Origin of the sequence: Pseudomonas sp. FG-3G, from assembly GCF_901007645.1 — a bacterium.
Lineage (GTDB): Bacteria > Pseudomonadota > Gammaproteobacteria > Pseudomonadales > Pseudomonadaceae > Aquipseudomonas > Aquipseudomonas rhizophila.
Genome location: NZ_CAAKGZ010000021.1, coordinates 578289 through 598915, shown reverse-complemented (window position 1 = coordinate 598915; position 20627 = coordinate 578289). Strand labels below are relative to the sequence as shown.

The window sequence follows — 20627 nt, the reverse complement described above, 5'->3', positions numbered from 1 at the left end:
GGGATCAGGGGTAGCGGCAGCTCACTTCGGGCCGGTCGTAGCCCAGGCTGTCCATTTCGTTGGTAGGGTGCAGAAAACCGTCCTGGGGCGAGGTGCTCACCAGCGCCCGCGGCTGAACCAGGGGAATCGGCTGGCGCAGTTGCCCGTTCCACGGCCGGTAACTGAGCTTGCGCCCCTTGAAACCGTCCAGCGGCAATTGCTCGCTCAGCGCCAGTTGGCGGATGGCCAATGGATCGTCCTGGCGCAGTTTGCTCACGGCACTGGCGATGCTGCGCACGGCGATCCAGGCGGCGAAATCACGATCATTCATCCAGCGCCCGGCCAGGGCTTCGAAGCGTTTTTGCAGCTGTGCCGCACCGTAGGTTTCCACGGTCTTGTGCCAGGCGGTGGGGGTCAGGCCTTGCGTGCCGGCCACCGGACGCGGGTACCAGGTCTGGTAGGGCACGTATTCGCCGAAGTCGCCGCGCTCGTCGGCCACCAGCACCACGTCGTATTCGGCGGTCTGGGTGAACAAAGGCATGTCGGCCTGGGCGCTGCGGCGCTGGTCGTTGTCGAACTGCCAGTCTTTTTGCGCGACGACCTTCATGCCGAAACGCTTCATGGCTCGTCGTAGCGCGGCAGCATAGGCCTGGTCCTCGGCGGTCTGGCCGACGATCAGTAATGCCCGCTGCCATTTGCGTACGACGCTGAACTGCACCAAGGCATCGGCGAGCATCGCCCGGTCGGGCAGGCTGTGGAGCACGTTGCCCAGGCAATCGGTGGTGCGCAGGCTGTCGTCGGCGCTGCCGGCATTGAACAGCAGGCTGTCGGGCAGGGCGGCACTGAGTTGGCGCAGGCTGGCGGATGGTGCGTTGACCACAAACAACCGCAGACCCTGGTCATGCTGCGCTTGGGCGGCCTGGAGCAAGGCTTCGGGGCTGTCGACGCTGGCGCTTTGCAGCTGGTAATCGTGCTTGAGAAAACGCCCGGTACTGTTGCTGTCGACAATCGCCAACTGCGCCCCGCGCAGCCCGGCATCGGCGGGCTCTTCAATGACGTTGGACAGCAGCGGGCCCGGGTCGGGGCGGTAACCCAGGTAGCCGATGCGCACTTGCAGCGGCGCGCCGTCGCCAGCCTGGGCGGCGACCGGCAACCCGGCGCTGGCCGCTGCGAGCAAAGGGATCAAGGCGTAACTGACGAGCCGGCGCATAACACCTCCATTTGCGGGTAGCGCCAGCATAGGAAGCCTGTGTCCAGGGGGAAATATGCAGAAAGTACCGCCGGGCCAGTACCAAGGTAGTAACCCGCTGCCGACGCCGGGGTTTTAGGATGCCAGTCATCGTCATTCATCAGGAGCGGACAGACCGTGCGGATTCTCAAAGCCCTGCTGCTGCCGTTGTTGCTGATCTTGAGTCTGATTGGCGTGGATCGGTTGTCTGGCAAACCAAAGAGCTGCCGCGAACACAAAACCTGCGAGCACACAGGTCCCCCTGTGGGAGTGAGCCTGCTCGCGATAGCGGTGGTTCAGTCGACAGCGCTGTTGAATGTGCCGATCTCATCGCGAGCAGGCTCGCTCCCACAGGAGTACTGTGCCGGCCAGGGGTTGGGCCGCTAACCATGTCGGCCCTCTGGCGAATCAACCTCTGGGTGACGGCGTTTTTCGCCGTGGTCACCCTGGCTTGTGCGGTCCTGTTGCTGCATCAAGCCACGGCCGATGTGAAACGCGAGCTGCAATCGGCCGAGTCCGTGGTGCATTACCTGAGTGAAACCGCCGAGCGCAACCCGGCCAGTCTCCAGTCGCGGCTGACCGGCAGTCTGCGTCATGTGCGGGTGCACTGGTTGGCGGAGGGGCAGGTGCAGCCGGGGAACAGCGAGGGCGGGGTAACCGCCTGGCTTGGTCGCTGGTTACTGGGCGACGCTCCGGCTGCCGCGGTGGTGGATTTGCGCGACGGTCGCCGGGCCTGGATCGCGGTCGATCCTCGGGACGAAATCGAAGAAGTCCTCGATTCCCTGGTGCAACTGCTCGGCGTCTGTGCGCTGGCGCTGTTGGTCAGCCTGCTGGTGATCCGCTGGGCGGTGCGCCGGGGTATGGGATTGCTCGATGAATTGCTGCGGGCCTTGCGTCAGGTCTGCGCCGGCGATCTGCAGGTGCGGCTGGCCGCTGATGCTATCCCGGAGGCCCGGCAATTGGCGGTGCATTTCAATCGCATGACCGCTGCCCTGACTCAGGCGCAGGCCGATAACACCCGGCTTACTCAAGCCCTGCTGGCTGTGCAGGAGCAGGAACGCACGCAGCTGGCTCGGACCCTGCACGATGACCTGGGCCAATACGTGGCAGGGATCCGCGCCCGGGCATGCTTGCTGCGGCTGGTGATCGATCAGCCGCCGATGCTGGAGCAGACCGTCAGCCAGCTCGAGGGTCATTGCGAGCATCTGCAACAGGGATTCCGTGCGCTGGTGCAAGACCTGTATCCGGTGGTGCTTCAGCACCTGCCGCTGTCCGAGGCCATCGAGCTGCTGGTGGCTCAGTGGCAACAAAACCAGGGCATCGCCTGTCAGCTGCGGATCAACGCGCCGTTGCCGCCGTTGTCGGGCTCGAACAAGACCCACCTGTATCGCCTGTTGCAGGAAGCGCTGACCAATGTCGTCCGGCATGCCGGCGCCACGCAGGTGCGGATTCGCCTGCAGCATCGGGCCGGGCGTTTGCGAGTGCTGGTGCGTGACAACGGCCGGGGAGCGACCGGGCCCCATCGAGCGGGCGTTGGCCTGCACTCGATGTCCGAGCGCGCCCGCAGCCTGGGTGGCGAACTGCGCATCATCAGCCAGCCCGGTGCCGGTTGGGCGCTGGCCTTGAATATTCCCCTGGAGGCGTGATGAACATCTTGTTGGTCGACGATCATGCGGTGGTTCGGCAGGGCTATGCCAGCCTATTGCGGGCGCTGATGCCGGAGCTGCAAGTGCGCGAAGCCGCCACCGGTGAAGAGGCGTTGAGCCAAGTGCTGGAGCAGGTGCCTCATCTGGTGATCATGGACTTCGGCCTGCCCGGTATCAGCGGGCTGGAAACCACCCGGCGCCTGCGCCAGCGCCTGCCGCAACTGCGGGTGCTGTTCTTCAGCATGCACGATGAACTGCCATTGGTCCGTCAGGCGCTGGACGCCGGTGCTGCGGGCTACCTGACCAAGAATTCGGCACCTCAGATACTGGTGGAGGCCGTGCGCCGGGTGCTGGCCGGCCATGCCTACATCGAACAAGCCCTGGCCACCCAGTTGGCCTGCGCCAGTACCCGACACGACACCGACCCGCGCTTGCAATGCATGACCCAGCGCGAGCTGGAGATCTTCGTCATGCTCGCCAGGGGCACCCCGGCGCGCACCATTGCCGAACAGCTGTGCATCAGCGCCAAGACCGTGTCCAATCACTTGACGCTGCTCAAGAGCAAGCTGCAGGTCAGCTCCCATGCCGAACTGGTGCACCTGGGGATCGACATGGGCGTGGTGCGGGTGGCGGGGTGAATCCCATCCTTGAAAGCAATACACAACTGTGGCGAGGGAGCTTGCTCCCGCTGGGCTGCGAAGCAGCCCCAATACCAATCGCTTCGGTGCATCAGGAAGATTGAGTTGTCTGGATGGGGGCTGCTGCGCAGCCCAGCGGGAGCAAGCTCCCTCGCCACGGGATCTGTGTCGGTCCTTGAATGGGTACTAATCCCAAGTCGTCGGGCAACCCGTACACCCTTGCATATTCGCATCCTGAAAATTCCCGTAATGCTGGCGTGAACCACTCATGTTGGCGTCTTCCAGGTTGCTTTCGCCAAGCTTGGCTTCCTGCAGGTTGGCGTCGCGCAGGTCGGCGCCCTTGAGGTCTGCCTTGCTCAGCCAGGCCATTTCCAGGTCGGCGGCTTGCAGGTTGGTTTCGTGCATTCGGGCGCCGGACAGCCGGGCGAATTGAAGATACGCGGCGCTCAGGTCGGCTTTCTGGAACTGCGCGCCCTGGGCAAACAGGCCCCAGCCCTGGATAGCCTTGAGCGTGGCCCCACTGAAATCCGCCAGACGCAGGTTGCTTTGCTGCAAGCTGGCACGGGTCAGGTTGGCGCCTTGCAGACGGGCTTTTTCCAGATTGGCCAGGTCCAGCCGCGCATGGCGCAGATCGGCGCCCCGCAGGTCGGCACCGCTGAGGTTCATTTTGCGCAGGTCCTGGTTGGCCAGCCGGGCCCCGCGAAGGTCGGCGCCGGGGCATTGGCTGGACTCGGCGATGATGCAGCCGTTGATGGTCAGGGGCATGTCGGGGTCGGCGGCGCTGGCATTTGCGGCGAACACGATCAATAAAACCAGTGGATAGTTCATGGCAGGAACTCGAGTTAACTGTGGGAGCGAGCCTGCTCGCGATTGCGGCGGTACATTCAACATCACTGCCATCTGAACCACCGCCATCGCGAGCAGGCTCGCTCCCACAAGGGATCTTTGCTAGACACAGAATCTGTGTCCAATGAGATCAAGAGTGGGAGCGGGCTTGCTCGCGAAGCCGTCGGTACATTCAACATCACTGCCAACTGAACCACCGCTATCGCGAGCAGGCTCGCTCCCGCAAGGGTTATTGGCGGGCCACCTTGGTATCCCAACTCGGAATCTTGAACACCCAGAACGACCCGCCCTGGGCCACCGGCTTGGTCAGCTCGGCCATGTCGCCGCCCCACAACGGCACGGCGCCGCCGTAGCCGACGGTCACGCCGATGTACTGTTCGCCGTCCTGTTCCCAGGTGATGGGCGGGGAGACGATGCCGCTGCCGGTCTGGAACTTCCACAATTCCTGGCCGGTCTTGGCGTCGAAGGCCTTGAAGAAGCCGTCGCCGGTGCCGGTGAACACCAGATTGCCCTTGGTGGCGAGCACCCCGGCCCACAGCGGCAAGGCTTCCTTGTGTTCCCAGACCACCTTGCCGGTGGTGGGGTTCATCGCCCGCAGGCTGCCGACGTGATCGTCATACATGCGCTTGATGCGAAAGCCCATGCCCAGGTAGGCCGAGCCTTTCTTGTAGTTAACCTCTTCGGTCCAGTATTCCTCCTTCCACTGGTTGCCCGGCACGTAGAACAGCCCGGTGTCCTGGCTGTAGGCCATGGGATTCCAGTTCTTGCCACCCAGGAAAGGCGGTGAGACTTCCACCGGTTTGCCCTTGGTTTCACCCGGCAGTGGCTTGGCCGGACGCTGACCTGGATTTTCCACCGGGCGGCCGGTCTTCAGGTCGATGTGGCTGGCCCAGGTGATGTTGTCGACGAAAGGGAAGGCGTTCTGCAGCTTGCCGTTGTTGCGGTCCACGACGTAGAAAAAACCGTTGCGGTCGGCGTGAGCGGTGGCCTTGACCAGCTTGCCGTCCTTGTCTTTGTAGTCGAACAGCACCAGCTCGTTGTTGCCGGAGAAATCCCAGGCATCGTTGGGTGTGTGTTGGTAGAACCACTTCACCTCGCCGGTACTCGGGTCGACGCCCACCTGGCCGGAGGTGTAGAGGCTGTCGTAATCCTGCGGGTTGCCATCCTTGGCCGTGCGCGCCCAGGTGTTCCATGGCCCCGGGTTGCCGGCGCCGACGATGATGGTGTTGGTTTCGGGGTCGAAACTGGCGCTCTGCCAAGGTGCGCCGCCGCCGTGGCTCCAGGCCTCGACCTTGCCGGTTTCGGTGGTTTTGTCGTCGGGCCAGGACGGTGCTTTCACATCGCCGGTCGGCGTGCTGTCCTTGCCGTTGAGACGGCCCATGTGGCCTTCGACGAAAGGCCGCATCCAGACTTCTTCACCGGTGTCCGGGTCCCGGGCGAACAGTTGCCCGACCACGCCGAACTCATCCCCGGAACTGCCATGGATCAACAGCACCTTGCCGCTGGTCTTGTCCTTGATCAGTACCGGGGCTCCGGTCATGGTGTAGCCGGCCGCGTGATCGCCGAACTTCTTGTTCCACACCACTTTGCCGGTGTTCTTATTCAGGGCGACCACCCGCGCATCCAGCGTGCCGAAGTAGATCTTGTCGCCGTAAATGGCCGCGCCCCGATTGACCACGTCGCAGCACGGGCGAATGTTGTCCGGCAGCCGATGGCTGTAGGTCCACAGGCGTTTGCCGGTCTTGGCGTCGAGGGCGAATACCCGCGAGTAAGAGCCGGTGACGTACACCACGCCGTCGCTGACGATGGCCTGGGATTCCTGGCCGCGCTGCTTTTCGTCGCCGAATGAATAAGACCAGGCCGGCGTGAGCTTGAACACGTTCTTGTCATTGACCTGGGCCAGCGGGCTCCAGCGCTGGGCGTTGGTGCCCATGCCGTATTGCAATACGTCGCGGGTGGTCAGGTGGTCGTTGGCGATGTCTTCCCAGGTGACTGCGGCGTTCGCCTGCGGAGTCAGGGACAGGCTGCCGGCCAGCAGCAAGGCAACGGTCAGGGAAGAGAGGGCGGGGAGCGTTTTTATTGTCATGGTGGGCATTCCCAGTGAGGTTTTGGCCTGACTAGGTTGGGTCGCGTCAGGGCTCTACCGATACGGAAAAAGTCCCGCCCTTGCCGGGAAGACTTCCCGAACCGGCTGTCTTTGCGAACCGCGCCGGATGACCCGCTACCAAGGAACTAGAGTGCGGCCACCAAAGCAGCATTCGGCTGGGGTGCAGGCGTTCCTAAGATGACGGCACGGCCTCTGTAGAGAGGTCTTGCGTGCAAATTCGAGGGCATAACAATGACAACAAAACGCAACGCCATCATCGCTACCGCATTGCTGATAGGGCTGACCGGCGCAGGCTCCGTGTGGGCCCATGGCAACGTAGTGCCCCAGGCAGTGGAAACCAAAGGGCTGACCCCGATCAAGGACACTGGCCTGCCAACAGATGGCGATGGTTGGCTCGCGCAAAACCCTTACCGCAGCTCTCCCGAGCGGGATAAGGCGGTGGAAATCGGCGCCTCGGCCTACAACCAGAACTGCGCCGCGTGCCACGGCCTGGAAGCCAAGTCCGGCGGGATCGCGCCGGATCTGCGCATGCTGGATGCCGCCGAAGCCGGAGATGAGTGGTTTGTCGAGCGCGTGCGTCACGGCGCGGTGCGCGACGGCCGGGTCTACATGCCGAAAATGGCGGACTATTTGAGCCAGGAAGCCTTGTGGGCGGTGCGCACCTATCTCGACAGCGTGCACGTCGAGGAGTGATCGCCATGCGCCTGTTCGCGTGGATATTCTGCAGCCTGTTGCTGTGTGGCCAGACGGTTCAGGCACAGGTGCGCAACTACGACGAAATGATCGCCGCCGGCGAGCTGAAAGTGGCGGTGTACAAGGATTTTGCCCCCTATAGCTTCGAAGACCACGGCCAGCCTCGGGGCGTGGATGTGGAGCTGGCCCAGGCCCTCGCCAAAGCCCTTGGCGTGCGCCTGCGATTGATCTGGGCGCCGCCCGGCGAAAAGCTCGATGACGACCTGCGCGATTACATCTGGCGCAGCAGCGCCCTGCATGGTCGGCAACTGGCCGACCTGATGATGCGCGTGCCTTACGATCGCGACTACGTGCAAAAGCGCAACGACATCGGTGAACTGGAAAACGCCCAGGTCGCCATGTTCGGGCCTTATCAGCAGGAGTGCTGGCAAGTGGCGTACGACCTCCGCCGGCTTGAAAGTGTAGGCAGTGTCGCGGTATTCCAGCAGCACCCCATTGGCGTTGAAGTCGACAGCGTGCCGTCGTTCTACCTGACCTCGGTGTTCAACGGCATGCTCAGCGCCAGGACCCATCACTTCCCCGGCGTAGGCCAGGCGTTCAAGGCCATGCGGGCCGGGCAGGTCGACGCGGTCATGGCCATGCGCGGGGAGATCGACTGGCAACTGCATGAGGCGGCCGATCCGCAACTGGCATTGGCCGAAAATGCTTACCCGAACATGGGCAAGCAACGGTGGGAAATCGGTATGGCGGTGCATGAGAGCAACCGGCAGCTGGCTTATGCGGTAGAAGAAGCGCTGGAAGGGTTGATCCGCGACGGCAGTCTCAAAACCATCTATGCCCATTACGGCCTGCGTTACGAAGTGCCCGAGATGTATCAATAGGAGCGCAGGGATGAACTGGCGAGCGTGGGGTCTGCTGTTGTGCTGCCTGCCGTTGACGGCGACGGCGCTCGAGACCGGGAAGGACCCGGTGCCCTCGGTGATGTGGGCCTTCTATCACAAACAATTGCTGGGTGAGGCGCCGTTCGTGTTCGACGACCGGGTCCGGTTGCTGGCGCCGCCTTTTGCCGAAGACGCGCGCCAGGTGCCATTGCAGATCGATGCCCGCGCATTCACCGGCGACGTGGTGCGCATGCTGGTTTGGGCCGAACTGAACCCGCTGCCCAAGATCGTCGATTTCCAGCCGGGGGAGCGGGTGCTGCCCTGGCTGTCGATCCGCATTCGTATCGAGCAGGCCACGCCGTTGCGCGCTGCCGTGCAGACCCGTGACGGCCTGTGGCACGTCGGCTCGACGTTGATCGACGCGGCCGGTGGCGGCTGCACCGCGCCAAGCGTGGTGCGGACCCAGCCGGGCTGGGAAGAACACTTGGGCGAAGTGCTGGGAGCTCGTTACCCCCGAGGTGAAGACAGCCGCCTGCGCCTGCAAGTCGCCCACCCAATGGACAATGGGCTGGTGAGCGGCATCCCGGAGTTTTACCTCAACCAGGCGCAGTTGCTGGACGCCGACGGCCAGGTGCTGGCGCGCCTGGAGCTGTTCCCGGCCGTCAGCGAAAACCCCAACCTGAGCTTCGACATTCAAGGCCCCGGGCAGACCCGCCTGTTGTTGCGTGACAACAGCGGCAATGAATTCGAGGCTACGGTCCCCTGACCACAAGGAGCGCGCCATGCGTTGGTTGTTGCTGATCTGGCTGGGCCTGTGCCTGCCGACATGGGCCGCAGCGGACTATTCACTCAAGCCCTGGCAGATCGCCGAAGGCACCTGGCTGCTGGAAGGCAGCACGGACAATTTTGCCAAGGCCAACGGCGGCAACATCGTCAACACCGCTTTTATTGTCACCGAGGCCGGCGTGGTGGTCATCGACAGCGGCCCGTCCCGGCGCTACGGGCAGGCCTTGCGGCAGGCGATTGCCGCGATCACCGATAAGCCGGTAGTCCAGGTGTTGCTGACCCATCATCACCCCGACCATGTCTTGGGCAACCAGGCCTTCAGCGACGTCTCCATCGGCGCGCTGGCGGGGACCACGGATCTGTTGCGCCAGCAGGGCGATGCCATGGCCGAGAACATGTACCGGCTGGTCGGTGACTGGATGCGTGGCACCGAAGTGGTGTTGCCAAACCAAGTGCTGGTTCCCGGTCCGCTGAAGGTCGGCAACCATTCGTTGCGTCTGCTGGCATTGGCCGGGCACACCGGGGCGGACCTGGCGATCCTCGATGAAACCACCGGCGTGTTGTTTGCCGGCGATCTGGTGTTCTACGAACGAGCCCTGACCACCCCGAACAGCCCCGGTTTGGAGGTCTGGCTCAAGGACCTGGACACCCTGCAAAGCCTGCCGTGGAAGCAGATCGTACCCGGCCATGGTCCAGTGGCGAGCGATGCCCGGCCTTTCTTGCAAATGCGCGACTACCTCAGCTGGCTCGACCAACTGATGCGCGCCGGCGCGGCCCGGGGCGATGACATGGCCGAGATGATCCGCAGCCCCATCCCCGAGCGTTTTGCCGGGATCAGCTTGAGTCGGTATGAGCTGATTCGCAGTGTCAGTCATCTTTATCCGCGTTATGAGCGGGTAGGGATGAAGCGAGTAGATGCCAAGATTGAGTAGTCCCGGCAAATCCCCCGGCTAGCGCCAAAAATGAAAAAAGGCGGGCCTTGGTCTAAGGTCATTGTTAAGGACACAGCAGGGGTGTGGTGCCTGAAAAAATAGCCGAAGTCGCGGAACCGAAGATGTCATGGCCGCAGAGTGCTTTCTACGCAAGGCAGAACTCTGGAGCAGCGATGAAATGACCATCACAAAAATCCTCCACGACAAAATCCACGCCAATGGCATCGAAATGCACTATCGGTTTACCGGGCAAGGGGCACCGATCGTCCTTCTCCACGGCTGGCCACAACACTCTCTGATGTGGAATCGGGTCATGGCGGAACTCGCCGACCAGTATCTAATCATTGCCCCGGATCTGCGCGGAGCCGGAGGATCGTCGATTACGCCCGGGGGCTACGACAAGCGGACCATGGCGCGCGATCTACGAGCCCTCATCGAGAAGCTCAACCTGGGGCCGGTCTTCCTTGTGGGCTACGATCACGGTGTTGGCGTTGCTTACCAATATGCCGGCGCGCACCCCAACGACGTTCGACGGCTGGCCCTCGCCGAATATGCGCTGCCGGGTTTCGGCTACGAGGCCAAGCTGACGCCATCTCGAGACTGGGACGTCGCCAGCAGCTGGCAACTCAGCTTCTTCACCCAACCCGATGTTGCGGAACTGTTCATTCGCGGAAAGGAGCGCGAGCTGCTCTCCTGGTTCTTCTGGAAGATGTCCGCCAACCCTGAGGGCGTGAGCGGCGAGGACTTCGAGGAATATGTCCGGCAGATCATCAAACCAGGCGCGCTGCGAGCGGGCCTCAATTACTACGCTGCGGTCTGGCAGGACATGGACGATCATTCCGAAACCGCTCGGCGGGGTAAGCTGCAGATGCCCGTGCTCGGCATTGGTGGTCGATGGGGGTTCGCCGAGAAGACCAGCCTGCTCCTCGAACCGGTGGCGCAGCACCTGAGTGGGACCGTCATTGAAGGTGCCGGACACTGGCCGGCCGACGAACGTCCCGACGAGTTTGCCCGAATCTTGCGCGATTTTTTCCAAGCCGACTCGCCCTGAAGCCGGCATGCCGTTCACGTAAGGCTGGCGCCACCTTATCGGCGTCCTGAGTGCACAGCGTTGTAACGGTCCAATCCGGTCTTCACATGTACCAAGGAACTAGAAAACTCAACACAGCGGGCAATTGTTGACGACGGCCCCAAGGCCAAGAATCTGCGGCAGACCGGGAAAATTTCCCGGGTATAACAATAACCGCAGAGGTAGCCGTCATGACTCATCCCGCACGTCGCCAGCCCTTCGCCGTGAGCCTGCTGCTCAGTGCCATGCTGCTGTCCGGTTCGGCCTTGGCCGCCGTGACCGATCAGGAAATTCTCCAGGACCCGAAAAACCCGCAGCAGGTCGTGACCAACGGCCTCGGCGTGCAAGGCCAGCGCTATAGCCCGCTCGACACGCTGAACGTGAATAACGTCAAGGATCTGCGTCCGGTCTGGGCGTTCTCCTTCGGTGGCGAAAAGCAGCGCGGCCAGCAGGCCCAGCCGATGATCAAGGATGGGGTGATGTACCTCACCGGTTCCTACTCGCGGGTGTTCGCGGTGGATGCACGCACCGGCAAGAAACTCTGGCAGTACGACGCGCGCCTGCCCGATGACATCCGCCCTTGCTGCGACGTGATCAACCGTGGCGTGGCGCTGTATGGCGACCTGGTGTATTTCGGCACCCTGGACGCCAAGCTGGTGGCGTTGAACAAAGACACCGGCAAAGTGGTGTGGAGCAAGAAAGTCGCTGACCACAAGGAAGGTTATTCCATCAGTGCCGCGCCCATGGTCATCAACGGCAAGTTGATCACCGGCGTGGCGGGCGGCGAGTTTGGCGTGGTGGGCAAGATCAGCGCCTACGACCCGAAAAACGGCGAGCTGCTGTGGACCCGTCCGACCGTGGAAGGGCACATGGGTTATGTCTACAAGGACGGCAAGGCTATCGAGAATGGTATTTCCGGTGGCGAAGCCGGCAAGACCTGGCCGGGGGATCTCTGGAAGACCGGTGGTGCGGCGCCCTGGCTGGGCGGCTACTACGATCCGGAAACCAATCTGCTGCTGTTTGGCACCGGTAACCCGGCACCGTGGAACTCCCATCTGCGCCCCGGCGACAACCTCTATTCCTCGTCGCGCCTGGCCCTTAACCCGGACGACGGCAGCATCAAATGGCACTTCCAGAGCACCCCTCACGACGGCTGGGACTATGACGGCGTCAACGAACTGATCTCCTTCAACTACAAGGAAGGGGGCAAGGACATCAAGGCTGCGGCCACCGCCGACCGCAACGGCTTCTTCTACGTGCTCGATCGCACCAACGGCAAGTTCATCCGCGGCTTCCCGTTTGTCGACAAGATCACCTGGGCCAGCGGCCTGGACAAGGAAGGGCGGCCGATCTACAACGAGGCCGGCCGTCCGGGCGCGCCGGGCAGCGAAGCCAAGGGCAGCTCGGTGTTTGTCGCGCCGGCGTTCCTCGGGGCGAAGAACTGGATGCCGATGGCCTACAACCAGGACACCGGGTTGTTCTACGTGCCGTCCAACGAATGGGGCATGGACATCTGGAACGAAGGCATCGCCTACAAGAAGGGCGCGGCGTTCCTGGGGGCCGGTTTCACCATCAAGCCGCTGAACGAGGACTACATCGGTGTGCTGCGGGCCATCGACCCCAAGACTGGCAAGGAGGTCTGGCGTCACAAGAACTTCGCGCCGCTGTGGGGCGGAGTGCTTACCACCAAGGGCAACCTGGTGTTCACCGGCACGCCTGAAGGATTCCTGCAGGCCTTCAATGCCAAGACCGGGGAAAAGGTCTGGGAATTCCAGACCGGCTCCGGTGTGCTCGGTTCGCCCATCACTTGGGAAATGGATGGCGAGCAATACGTCTCCGTGCTCTCGGGCTGGGGTGGCGCGGTGCCGTTGTGGGGCGGCGAAGTGGCCAAGCGCGTGAAGGACTTCAACCAGGGCGGCATGCTCTGGACCTTCAAGTTGCCGAAAGAGTTGGTGGCCAAGCGCTGAGCCAACCTTGGCAAATGTAGAACCTGTGGGAGCGAGCTTGCTCGCGATGGGGCCAGAACATCTTGCATCGATGGTGACTGATCCGCCGCCATCGCGAGCAAGCTCGCTCCCACATAAAAGCTCCGATTCATCCTCGGATCGCGGCAAAACCTACGACCAAATAACGAGAGCCCCCCTGCCAATGACGCATTCGTCCAGCATGCGGGTCTCTCTACCATCGGCCTATCGCCTGTCCCGCGACAGGCATCGACCAGGCAGAGGCCCATTATGATCTATGCACAACCCGGAACCCCAGGCGCCGTCGTTACCTTCAAGCCGCGCTATGGCAATTTCATCGGCGGCGAATTCGTCGCGCCGGTTAACGGCGAGTATTTCACCAACACGTCCCCGGTCAACGGCGAGGTCATTGCCGAGTTCCCACGCTCCAACGCCGCTGACATTGACAAGGCCCTGGACGCAGCCCACGCCGCTGCCGATGCCTGGGGCAAGACTTCGGTGCAGGATCGCTCCCTGGTGCTGTTGAAAATCGCCGACCGCATCGAACAGAACCTGGAACGCCTGGCTGTCAGCGAGACTTGGGACAACGGCAAAGCCGTGCGCGAAACCCTCAATGCCGACGTACCGCTGTCGGCCGACCATTTCCGTTATTTTGCCGGCTGCATCCGCGCCCAAGAGGGTGGGGCCGCCGAGATCAATGAACTGACCACCGCCTATCATTTCCACGAACCGCTGGGCGTGGTCGGACAGATCATCCCGTGGAACTTCCCGCTGCTGATGGCCGCCTGGAAACTCGCCCCGGCCCTGGCCGCGGGTAACTGCATCGTGCTCAAGCCAGCGGAGCAGACGCCGTTGTCGATCACCGTGTTCGTCGAGCTGATCGCCGACCTGCTGCCGCCCGGTGTGTTGAACATCGTCCATGGCTTTGGCCGCGAAGCCGGTGAAGCCCTGGCCACCAGCAAGCGCATCGCCAAGATCGCCTTCACCGGCTCGACCCCGGTGGGCTCGCACATCATGAAATGCGCCGCCGAGAACATCATCCCGTCCACCGTGGAGCTGGGCGGCAAGTCGCCGAACATCTTCTTCGAAGACATCATGCAGGCCGAGCCGGCGTTCATCGAAAAGGCCGCCGAAGGCCTGGTGCTGGCGTTCTTCAACCAGGGCGAAGTCTGCACCTGCCCATCACGGGCGCTGGTGCAGGAGTCGATCTACGCGCCGTTCATGGCCGAGGTCATGAAGAAGATCGCCAAGATCAAGCGCGGCAATCCGCTGGATACCGAAACCATGGTCGGCGCCCAGGCGTCCCAGCAGCAGTACGACAAGATTCTTTCGTACCTGGACATCGCCCGGGAGGAGGGCGCCGAGCTGCTCACGGGCGGCGCGGCGGAACATCTTGAAGGGGATTTGTCGAGCGGCTATTACATCCAGCCGACCCTGCTCAAGGGCCACAACAAGATGCGCGTGTTCCAGGAAGAGATCTTCGGCCCGGTGGTGGGCGTGACCACGTTCAAGGATGAAGCCGAAGCCCTGGCGATCGCCAACGACACCGAGTTCGGTCTCGGCGCCGGTCTCTGGACCCGCGACATCAACCGCGCCTACCGCATGGGCCGGGCAATCAAGGCCGGGCGTGTCTGGACCAACTGCTACCACCTGTACCCGGCCCACGCCGCGTTCGGTGGCTACAAGAAGTCCGGCGTGGGTCGTGAAACCCACAAGATGATGCTCGACCATTACCAGCAGACCAAGAACCTGCTGGTGAGCTACGACGTTAATCCGTTGGGCTTCTTCTAACCCAGAAACACCCCCCTGTGGGAGCGAGCTTGCTCGCGATAGCGGTAGATCATTCAACCTCTATGTTGAATGTTCCGACGTCATCGCGAGCAGGCTCGCTCCCACATTTGGATTTGTGTGATTGCAGCATTGCTACCAACGCACCCCACCCACCGCTTCGAAAGTAGCATTCGAACGCCGGGTACAGCGTGCATTAATGACGTTGCCGGAATGGCCCGGTACAAGAAGAGGAAAGACCCATGTGGACTAAACCCGCGTACACCGACCTGCGTATAGGCTTTGAAGTGACGATGTACTTCGCCAACCGATGAGCGTTGGCCCGGCCTGAGATGTTCAGGCCGGGCTACCCATTTGGTCTGATTGCAATCACGGTGGGATGCTTTAGGCTCAGGGTATTCCCGGAACAATAAGAACAGGCTTACCGATGAGCCAGAGTCTCAGCCCGCTGCGCAAGTTCGTTTCACCTGAAATCATGTTTGGCGCCGGTTGCCGGCACAATGTCGGCAATTACGCCAAGACGTTCGGCGCACGCAAGGTGCTGATCGTCACCGATCCCGGCGTGATCGCCGCAGGATGGGTCGCCGATGTCGAGGCCAGTCTCCAGGCCCAGGCCATCGATTACTGCATCTACAGTGCCGTCTCGCCCAATCCCCGGGTCGAAGAAGTCATGCTCGGGGCCGAGCTGTACCGGGAAAACCACTGCGATGTCATCGTCGCGGTCGGTGGCGGCAGCCCCATGGATTGCGGTAAAGGCATCGGCATCGTCGTTGCCCATGGTCGCAATATCCTGGAATTCGAAGGCGTGGACACCTTGCACGTGCCCAGCCCACCGTTGATCCTGATTCCCACCACCGCCGGCACCTCGGCGGACGTGTCGCAGTTCGTGATCATTTCCAACCAGCAAGAGCGCATGAAGTTTTCCATTGTCAGCAAGGCCGCGGTGCCGGACGTGTCGCTGATCGACCCGGAAACGACCCTGAGCATGGACCCGTTTTTGTCCGCCTGCACCGGCATCGATGCGCTGGTGCATGCCATCGAGGCGTTTGTATCCACCGGCCACGGCCCGCTCACCGACCCCCATGCGCTGGAGGCCATGCGCCTGATCAACAGCAACCTGGTGCAGATGATCGCCAACCCGGCGGATGTCGCCCTGCGGGAAAAGATCATGCTGGGCAGCATGCAGGCCGGCCTGGCGTTCTCCAACGCGATTCTCGGTGCGGTGCACGCGATGTCCCACAGCCTGGGCGGGTTCCTGGATTTGCCCCATGGCTTGTGCAACGCGGTGCTGGTGGAGCATGTGGTGGCGTTCAACTACAACTCGGCGCCCGAACGTTTCAAGGTGATTGCCCAGACGCTGGGTATCGATTGCCGGGGCCTCAATCACCGGCAGATCCGCACCCGGCTGGTGGAACACCTGATTGCCCTCAAACGCACCATCGGCTTTCACGAAACCCTGGGGCTGCACGGGGTGAGCACTTCGGATATTCCGTTCCTGTCGCAACATGCGATGCATGATCCGTGCATTCTCACCAACCCTCGGGAGTCGAGCCAGCGGGATGTCGAGGTCGTCTATGGCGAAGCCCTCTGACGAACAGCAAAAAGCCCTGGCCGGGCTGCTGGGACTGGGCAATCACTCCACGCGCAAGAGCCACTATCCGGAACTGGCCGCGCGCCTCGATGAGCTGGAACAGGCTCGGCAACACCTGCAACAGCTCAACGATCAGTTGGAACAGCGGGTGGCCGAACGTACCGACGCACTGCTGGAGGCCAACCGCAACCTGCAACAACAGATCATCCAACGCGAGCTGATCGAACAACAACTGCGCGACGCTCGGGACGCTGCGCAGGCGGCCAACCGCAGCAAGGACAAATACCTGGCCGCCGCCAGCCATGACCTGCTGCAACCGCTCAACGCCGCACGCCTACTGATCGCCACATTACGCGAACGCTCGCTGCCCACCTCCGAACACGTGCTGGTGGAGCGTACCCACCAGGCGCTCGAAGGGGCGGAAGACCTGCTCACCGACCTGCTGGACATCTCCCGGCTGGACCAGGCTGCAGTCAGGCCGGACCTGGCGCCGTATCGGCTGGATGAGTTGCTCGCGCCGCTGGCTTCGGAGTTTCAATCGGTGGCTGGCGCTGCCGGCTTGGAGCTACGGGTACGTTTCGGCGACGAAACAGTGATGACCGACCTGCGGCTGATGACCCGGATCTTGCGCAACCTGCTCAGCAATGCCTGTCGCTACACCGCTCAGGGCGGCATCCTGTTGGCCGCGCGGCGTCGGGGCGAGCGGTTGAGCCTGGAGGTCTGGGACACGGGGCGCGGTATTGCTGCCGACTGCCTGGAGTCGATCTTCCTGGAGTTCAACCAGCTGGACGTAGGTCGCGCTGCTGATCGCAAGGGTGTCGGCCTGGGTTTGGCGATTGTCGAGCGTATCGCCCACATTCTCGGTTATCGGGTCCAGGTACGTTCCCGCCCGGGGCGCGGTTCGGTATTCAGCATCGAGGTGCCGTTGTCTGCTGAAAGACTGCTGCCCATGGCCCAGATGCCCGCCCAGGCCGTCGCCGGTAACCCGCTGCCTGGCCGCCGTCTGCTGGTCATCGACAATGAGCTGAGCATTTTGCAAAGCATGGCCGCGCTGCTGGGGCAGTGGGGGTGTGACGTGTTGACCGCCACGGACGAGGCGGGTGCCTTTGACGTGCTGCAAGGCCGCGCGCCGGAACTGATCCTGGCGGATTTCCACCTGGATCATGGCGTCGTCGGGTGCGAAGTGGTCAAGCACTTGCGCGAGCATTTCCAACAGACGATCCCGGCGGTGATCATCACCGCCGATCGCAGCGACCAGTGCCGCCGCGCCTTGCGCAAACTCAATGCGCCACTGCTCAACAAACCGGTCAAGCCCGGCAAATTGCGGGCGGTGTTGAGTCAGTTGCTCGGGTAGCGGGTGGAGAGGTGACGCCAGATTTCACCAACAATCCCTTGTGGGAGCGAGCCTGCTCGCGATAGCACTGGGTCAGCTTGCATCACTGTCTAATGCGCCACCGCCATCGCGAGCAGGCTCGTTCCCACATTTTTCAGCCAGTGCGCCATCAAAACGCCGTCATTTGGTCGGTGTTTATGCCTTGAATGAAAAAAGAGGCTTCGGTCTGTTTAGTTCATTCTGTAAACTCCCCCCGCTGCGACAATCGGGCGCGGCCATGTCTGGCCCGATTACAAGCGTTTTGCAGTGTCCCTCACCCAGCTGAAGCCAAGACCTACAAGAAGTCAGCGCCGGAGAGACATAAAAGCGAGGCCGACGATTCTCGGCCCCTGTAGGTCCATCCTCCAGTCTCGTCTCGACCCCAGTCATGCCGTATGCCGGCCATGGCGTGGTCTATCATTGCCGGACTGGTGGGCGGAATGGCGTTCTACCCTAGGGATACACACATGTTGAAGAAAACACACACGGCGCTGCTGGGCCTGGCGATGGCGATGGGTCTTGCGACCACGCACGCCGCCGAGGCAAAAAAAGTGGATGTCCTGCTCATTGGTGGCGGCATCATGAGCTCGACACTCGGCGTTTGGCTCAATGAGCTGGAACCGGACTGGACCATGGAAATGGTCGAGCGCCTGGACGGTGTTGCCCAAGAGAGCTCCAACGGCTGGAACAACGCCGGTACCGGTCACTCCGCGCTGGCCGAGCTGAACTACACGCCCGAAGACAAGAATGGCAAGGTCGAAATCGCTAAGGCCATCGAGATCAACGAAGCGTTCCAGGTTTCCCGTCAGTTCTGGGCCTGGCAGGTCAAGAACGGCGTGCTGAAGAACCCGCGCTCGTTCATCAACTCCACCCCGCACATGAGCTTTGTCTGGGGCGAGGACAACATCGCGTTCCTGAAGAAGCGCTACGAAGCCCTTCAGGCCAGCCCGTTGTTCGCCGGCATGCAGTACTCCGAAGATCGCGAGCAGATCAACAAGTGGGTACCGCTGATGATGCAAGGGCGTGATCCGAGCCAGAAAGTCGCGGCCACCTGGAGTCCCTTGGGCACCGACGTGAATTTCGGCGAAATCACCCGTCAGTTTGCTGCTCACCTGCAAACCAAACCGAACTTCTCCCTCAAGCTGTCCAGCGAAGTGCAGGACATCACCCGCAACGAAGATGGCACCTGGCGCGTTGCGTACAAGAACCTGAAGGACGGTAGCGAAACCGAGACCGACGCCAAGTTCGTGTTCATCGGCGCTGGCGGCGGTGCCTTGCACCTGCTGCAGGAAGCCGACATCCCCGAAGCCCGTGAATACGCCGGCTTCCCGGTAGGCGGCTCGTTCCTGGTGACCGAGAACCCGACTGTCGCCCAGATGCACCTGGCCAAGGCCTACGGTAAGGCTTCGGTTGGCGCACCGCCGATGTCGGTTCCGCACCTGGACACCCGCGTGCTCGACGGCAAGCGTGTGATTCTGTTTGGCCCGTTCGCCACTTTTTCCACCAAGTTCCTGAAGAACGGTTCGTACTTTGACCTGCTGACCAGCACCACCACCCACAACGTGTGGCCGATGACCAAGGTGGGTATCGAACAGTACCCGCTGGTCGAATACCTGGCCGGCCAGTTGATGCAGTCGGACGAAGATCGCTTCAACGCCCTGAAGGAATACTTCCCGGACGCCAAGCAAGAAGACTGGCGCCTGTGGCAGGCCGGCCAGCGCGTGCAGATCATCAAGCGTGATGAAGAGAAGGGCGGCGTCCTGAAACTGGGTACTGAAGTGGTCGCCTCCCAGGACGGCAGCATCGCCGCTCTGCTGGGTGCTTCGCCAGGTGCCTCGACCGCTGCGCCGATCATGCTGACGGTGCTTGAGAAGGTCTTCAAGGACAAGGTCGCCACCCCGGCCTGGCAGGAAAAACTGCATCAGATCGTGCCAAGCTACGGTACCAAGCTCAACGAGAGCCCTGAGCGTGTGGCTCAGGAGTGGGCTTACACCAGCGAAGTCCTGCAGCTGGACACGCCACCGACGATCGGCCAGCAGGGCACCGCGCCTGCACCGACTGCGCCGGCCGCTGCCCCGCAAAGCAACCCGGCGGCCGACATGGCGCTGTAAACCGGACGCTGTCTGGTGAATAAAAAACGCCGCTCATCGAGCGGCGTTTTTTTTCGTCTATGATTTTTCGATCCCCGAAGAGGATCAAACCATGACTCGCCTGACCGCCAAGGACTTTGCCCCCGAACTGCTCGAGCTTTACGATTTTTACGCCCACGGCCAGATATCCCGACGGATCTTCCTGGAGCGGGCCAGTCAATTCGCGGTGGGCGGGCTGACGGCCGGCGCACTGCTGGCGTCGTTGAGCCCCAACTATGCCCAGGCGATGCAGGTGAACTTCACCGACCCGGATATCGTGGCGCAGTACATCACTTATCCCTCTCCCAACGGTCACGGTCAGGTGCGCGGCTATCTGGTCCGGCCAGCCAAGGCCAGCGGCCCGGTGCCCGGTGTGGTGGTCGCCCATGAGAACCGTGGCTTGAACCCCTACATCGAAGACGTCGCCCGGCGTGTGGCCAAGGCCGGTTTCGTGGCGCTGGCGCCGGACGGCCTGACCTCGGTGGGCGGGTATCCGGGTAACGATGACAAGGGGCGCGAGCTTCAGCAGCAGGTTGATCCCGAGAAGCTGATGAACGATTTTTTCGCTGCTGTTGAGTTTCTGATGAAACACGACGCCATTGGCGGCAAGAAAGTCGGCATCACCGGTTTCTGCTACGGCGGCGGGGTGGCCAATGCCGCCGCCGTGGCGTATCCCGAGCTTGGCGCGGCGGTGCCATTCTACGGGCGCGGGCCCAAACCTGAGGACGTGCCGCGAATCAAAGCACCGTTGCTGATCCACTACGCCGAACTCGACACCCGCATCAACGAAGGCTGGCCGGCCTATGAAGCAGCGCTCAAGGCCGGGAAGAAGACCTATCAGGCCTATATCTATCCGGGCGTCAACCATGGCTTCCACAACGACTCGACCCCGCGCTATGACGAAGCGGCTGCCGAACTGGCGTGGGGGCGCACCCTTGAGTGGTTCAAGCGTTACCTGGGGTGAGCGCCACGTCGCGG

The 20627-nt window shown here is 62.3% G+C and carries 17 protein-coding genes; 14 read left to right on the top strand and 3 right to left on the bottom strand.

What is annotated here, in order from left to right:
* Nucleotides 1-4: 4 nt before the first annotated feature.
* Complete coding sequence (locus PSEUDOMOFG3G_RS14995) at nucleotides 5-1189, bottom strand: ABC transporter substrate-binding protein (protein WP_047228997.1); 1185 nt, start codon at nucleotides 1187-1189, stop codon at nucleotides 5-7.
* Nucleotides 1190-1596: 407 nt separating this feature from the next.
* Here PSEUDOMOFG3G_RS14995 and PSEUDOMOFG3G_RS14990 point away from each other — a divergent pair, with 407 nt between their 5' ends.
* Both PSEUDOMOFG3G_RS14990 and PSEUDOMOFG3G_RS14985 read left to right on the top strand, forming a co-directional pair.
* Complete coding sequence (locus PSEUDOMOFG3G_RS14990; RefSeq protein WP_139050455.1) at nucleotides 1597-2853, top strand: sensor histidine kinase; 1257 nt, start codon at nucleotides 1597-1599, stop codon at nucleotides 2851-2853.
* A complete protein-coding gene (locus PSEUDOMOFG3G_RS14985; protein WP_139050454.1) occupies nucleotides 2853-3491 on the top strand; it encodes a response regulator transcription factor in 639 nt (212 codons plus the stop codon). The genes PSEUDOMOFG3G_RS14990 and PSEUDOMOFG3G_RS14985 overlap by 1 nt, the downstream gene beginning before the upstream one ends.
* A 186-nt stretch (nucleotides 3492-3677) precedes the next feature.
* On the opposite strand, the gene PSEUDOMOFG3G_RS14980 is transcribed toward PSEUDOMOFG3G_RS14985, so the two are convergent.
* The gene (locus PSEUDOMOFG3G_RS14980) at nucleotides 3678-4319 is read right to left on the bottom strand and encodes a pentapeptide repeat-containing protein (protein ID WP_139050453.1); all 642 of its coding nucleotides are present in this window, start codon (nucleotides 4317-4319) and stop codon (nucleotides 3678-3680) included.
* Between the two features lie 247 nt (nucleotides 4320-4566).
* Nucleotides 4567-6423 carry a quinoprotein ethanol dehydrogenase gene (gene exaA, locus PSEUDOMOFG3G_RS14975; protein ID WP_139050452.1) on the bottom strand — a complete coding sequence of 619 codons (1857 nt, stop codon included), beginning with the start codon at nucleotides 6421-6423 and terminating at the stop codon, nucleotides 4567-4569.
* A 252-nt stretch (nucleotides 6424-6675) separates the two neighbouring features.
* Between exaA and pedF the strand changes: the two genes are divergently transcribed.
* The 12 genes from pedF (at nucleotide 6676) to yghX (ending at nucleotide 20613) form a co-directional block, all read left to right on the top strand.
* Nucleotides 6676-7137: a cytochrome c-550 PedF gene (gene pedF, locus PSEUDOMOFG3G_RS14970; RefSeq protein WP_076385155.1), complete on the top strand. Its 462-nt coding sequence runs from the start codon at nucleotides 6676-6678 to the stop codon at nucleotides 7135-7137.
* Nucleotides 7138-7142: 5 nt separating this feature from the next.
* The gene (locus PSEUDOMOFG3G_RS14965; protein ID WP_139050451.1) at nucleotides 7143-8018 is read left to right on the top strand and encodes an ABC transporter substrate-binding protein; all 876 of its coding nucleotides are present in this window, start codon (nucleotides 7143-7145) and stop codon (nucleotides 8016-8018) included.
* Nucleotides 8019-8028: 10 nt separating this feature from the next.
* Entirely contained in the window at nucleotides 8029-8784 is a 756-nt protein-coding gene (locus tag PSEUDOMOFG3G_RS14960; RefSeq protein WP_139050450.1) for a quinoprotein dehydrogenase-associated SoxYZ-like carrier, read from the top strand.
* 16 nt (nucleotides 8785-8800) lie between these two features.
* Entirely contained in the window at nucleotides 8801-9736 is a 936-nt protein-coding gene (locus tag PSEUDOMOFG3G_RS14955) for a quinoprotein relay system zinc metallohydrolase 1 (RefSeq protein ID WP_139050449.1), read from the top strand.
* A 178-nt stretch (nucleotides 9737-9914) separates the two neighbouring features.
* Nucleotides 9915-10787 (top strand): alpha/beta fold hydrolase, encoded by an 873-nt coding sequence (locus PSEUDOMOFG3G_RS14950; protein WP_171061382.1) that lies wholly within the window; start codon nucleotides 9915-9917, stop codon nucleotides 10785-10787.
* A gap of 209 nt (nucleotides 10788-10996) precedes the next feature.
* The gene (locus tag PSEUDOMOFG3G_RS14945) at nucleotides 10997-12772 is read left to right on the top strand and encodes a PQQ-dependent methanol/ethanol family dehydrogenase (RefSeq protein WP_139050447.1); all 1776 of its coding nucleotides are present in this window, start codon (nucleotides 10997-10999) and stop codon (nucleotides 12770-12772) included.
* A gap of 267 nt (nucleotides 12773-13039) precedes the next feature.
* A complete protein-coding gene (locus PSEUDOMOFG3G_RS14940; protein ID WP_076385147.1) occupies nucleotides 13040-14560 on the top strand; it encodes an aldehyde dehydrogenase family protein in 1521 nt (506 codons plus the stop codon).
* Nucleotides 14561-14799: 239 nt separating this feature from the next.
* Nucleotides 14800-14871: a pyrroloquinoline quinone precursor peptide PqqA gene (gene pqqA, locus PSEUDOMOFG3G_RS14935; RefSeq protein ID WP_003243383.1), complete on the top strand. Its 72-nt coding sequence runs from the start codon at nucleotides 14800-14802 to the stop codon at nucleotides 14869-14871.
* A 113-nt stretch (nucleotides 14872-14984) separates the two neighbouring features.
* Complete coding sequence (ercA, locus tag PSEUDOMOFG3G_RS14930) at nucleotides 14985-16148, top strand: alcohol dehydrogenase-like regulatory protein ErcA (RefSeq protein ID WP_076385145.1); 1164 nt, start codon at nucleotides 14985-14987, stop codon at nucleotides 16146-16148.
* Nucleotides 16132-17502 carry a hybrid sensor histidine kinase/response regulator gene (locus PSEUDOMOFG3G_RS14925; RefSeq protein ID WP_139050446.1) on the top strand — a complete coding sequence of 457 codons (1371 nt, stop codon included), beginning with the start codon at nucleotides 16132-16134 and terminating at the stop codon, nucleotides 17500-17502. Before ercA ends, PSEUDOMOFG3G_RS14925 begins: the two co-directional genes overlap by 17 nt.
* 485 nt (nucleotides 17503-17987) lie before the next feature.
* On the top strand, nucleotides 17988-19631 hold the full coding sequence (gene mqo / locus PSEUDOMOFG3G_RS14920) for a malate dehydrogenase (quinone) (protein WP_139050445.1): 1644 nt from the start codon (nucleotides 17988-17990) through the stop codon (nucleotides 19629-19631).
* Between the two features lie 91 nt (nucleotides 19632-19722).
* Nucleotides 19723-20613, top strand: coding sequence for a YghX family hydrolase (gene yghX, locus PSEUDOMOFG3G_RS14915; protein WP_107321704.1), 891 nt, complete (start codon nucleotides 19723-19725; stop codon nucleotides 20611-20613).
* The last annotated feature ends 14 nt before the right edge of the window (nucleotides 20614-20627 follow it).

What these genes read in the sequence shown, in the direction of transcription:
- PSEUDOMOFG3G_RS14995 (WP_047228997.1), bottom strand. Translation starts at nt 1,189, where the DNA reads ATGCGCCGGCTCGTCAGTTACGCCTTGATCCCTTTGCTCGCAGCGGCC.
- PSEUDOMOFG3G_RS14940 (WP_076385147.1), top strand. Translation starts at nt 13,040, where the DNA reads ATGATCTATGCACAACCCGGAACCCCAGGCGCCGTCGTTACCTTCAAG.
- PSEUDOMOFG3G_RS14950 (WP_171061382.1), top strand. Translation starts at nt 9,915, where the DNA reads ATGACCATCACAAAAATCCTCCACGACAAAATCCACGCCAATGGCATC.
- mqo (WP_139050445.1), top strand. Translation starts at nt 17,988, where the DNA reads ATGTTGAAGAAAACACACACGGCGCTGCTGGGCCTGGCGATGGCGATG.
- PSEUDOMOFG3G_RS14945 (WP_139050447.1), top strand. Translation starts at nt 10,997, where the DNA reads ATGACTCATCCCGCACGTCGCCAGCCCTTCGCCGTGAGCCTGCTGCTC.
- exaA (WP_139050452.1), bottom strand. Translation starts at nt 6,423, where the DNA reads ATGACAATAAAAACGCTCCCCGCCCTCTCTTCCCTGACCGTTGCCTTG.
- PSEUDOMOFG3G_RS14985 (WP_139050454.1), top strand. Translation starts at nt 2,853, where the DNA reads ATGAACATCTTGTTGGTCGACGATCATGCGGTGGTTCGGCAGGGCTAT.
- PSEUDOMOFG3G_RS14990 (WP_139050455.1), top strand. Translation starts at nt 1,597, where the DNA reads ATGTCGGCCCTCTGGCGAATCAACCTCTGGGTGACGGCGTTTTTCGCC.
- PSEUDOMOFG3G_RS14980 (WP_139050453.1), bottom strand. Translation starts at nt 4,319, where the DNA reads ATGAACTATCCACTGGTTTTATTGATCGTGTTCGCCGCAAATGCCAGC.
- PSEUDOMOFG3G_RS14965 (WP_139050451.1), top strand. Translation starts at nt 7,143, where the DNA reads ATGCGCCTGTTCGCGTGGATATTCTGCAGCCTGTTGCTGTGTGGCCAG.
- pedF (WP_076385155.1), top strand. Translation starts at nt 6,676, where the DNA reads ATGACAACAAAACGCAACGCCATCATCGCTACCGCATTGCTGATAGGG.
- ercA (WP_076385145.1), top strand. Translation starts at nt 14,985, where the DNA reads ATGAGCCAGAGTCTCAGCCCGCTGCGCAAGTTCGTTTCACCTGAAATC.
- yghX (WP_107321704.1), top strand. Translation starts at nt 19,723, where the DNA reads ATGACTCGCCTGACCGCCAAGGACTTTGCCCCCGAACTGCTCGAGCTT.
- PSEUDOMOFG3G_RS14960 (WP_139050450.1), top strand. Translation starts at nt 8,029, where the DNA reads ATGAACTGGCGAGCGTGGGGTCTGCTGTTGTGCTGCCTGCCGTTGACG.
- PSEUDOMOFG3G_RS14955 (WP_139050449.1), top strand. Translation starts at nt 8,801, where the DNA reads ATGCGTTGGTTGTTGCTGATCTGGCTGGGCCTGTGCCTGCCGACATGG.
- PSEUDOMOFG3G_RS14925 (WP_139050446.1), top strand. Translation starts at nt 16,132, where the DNA reads ATGGCGAAGCCCTCTGACGAACAGCAAAAAGCCCTGGCCGGGCTGCTG.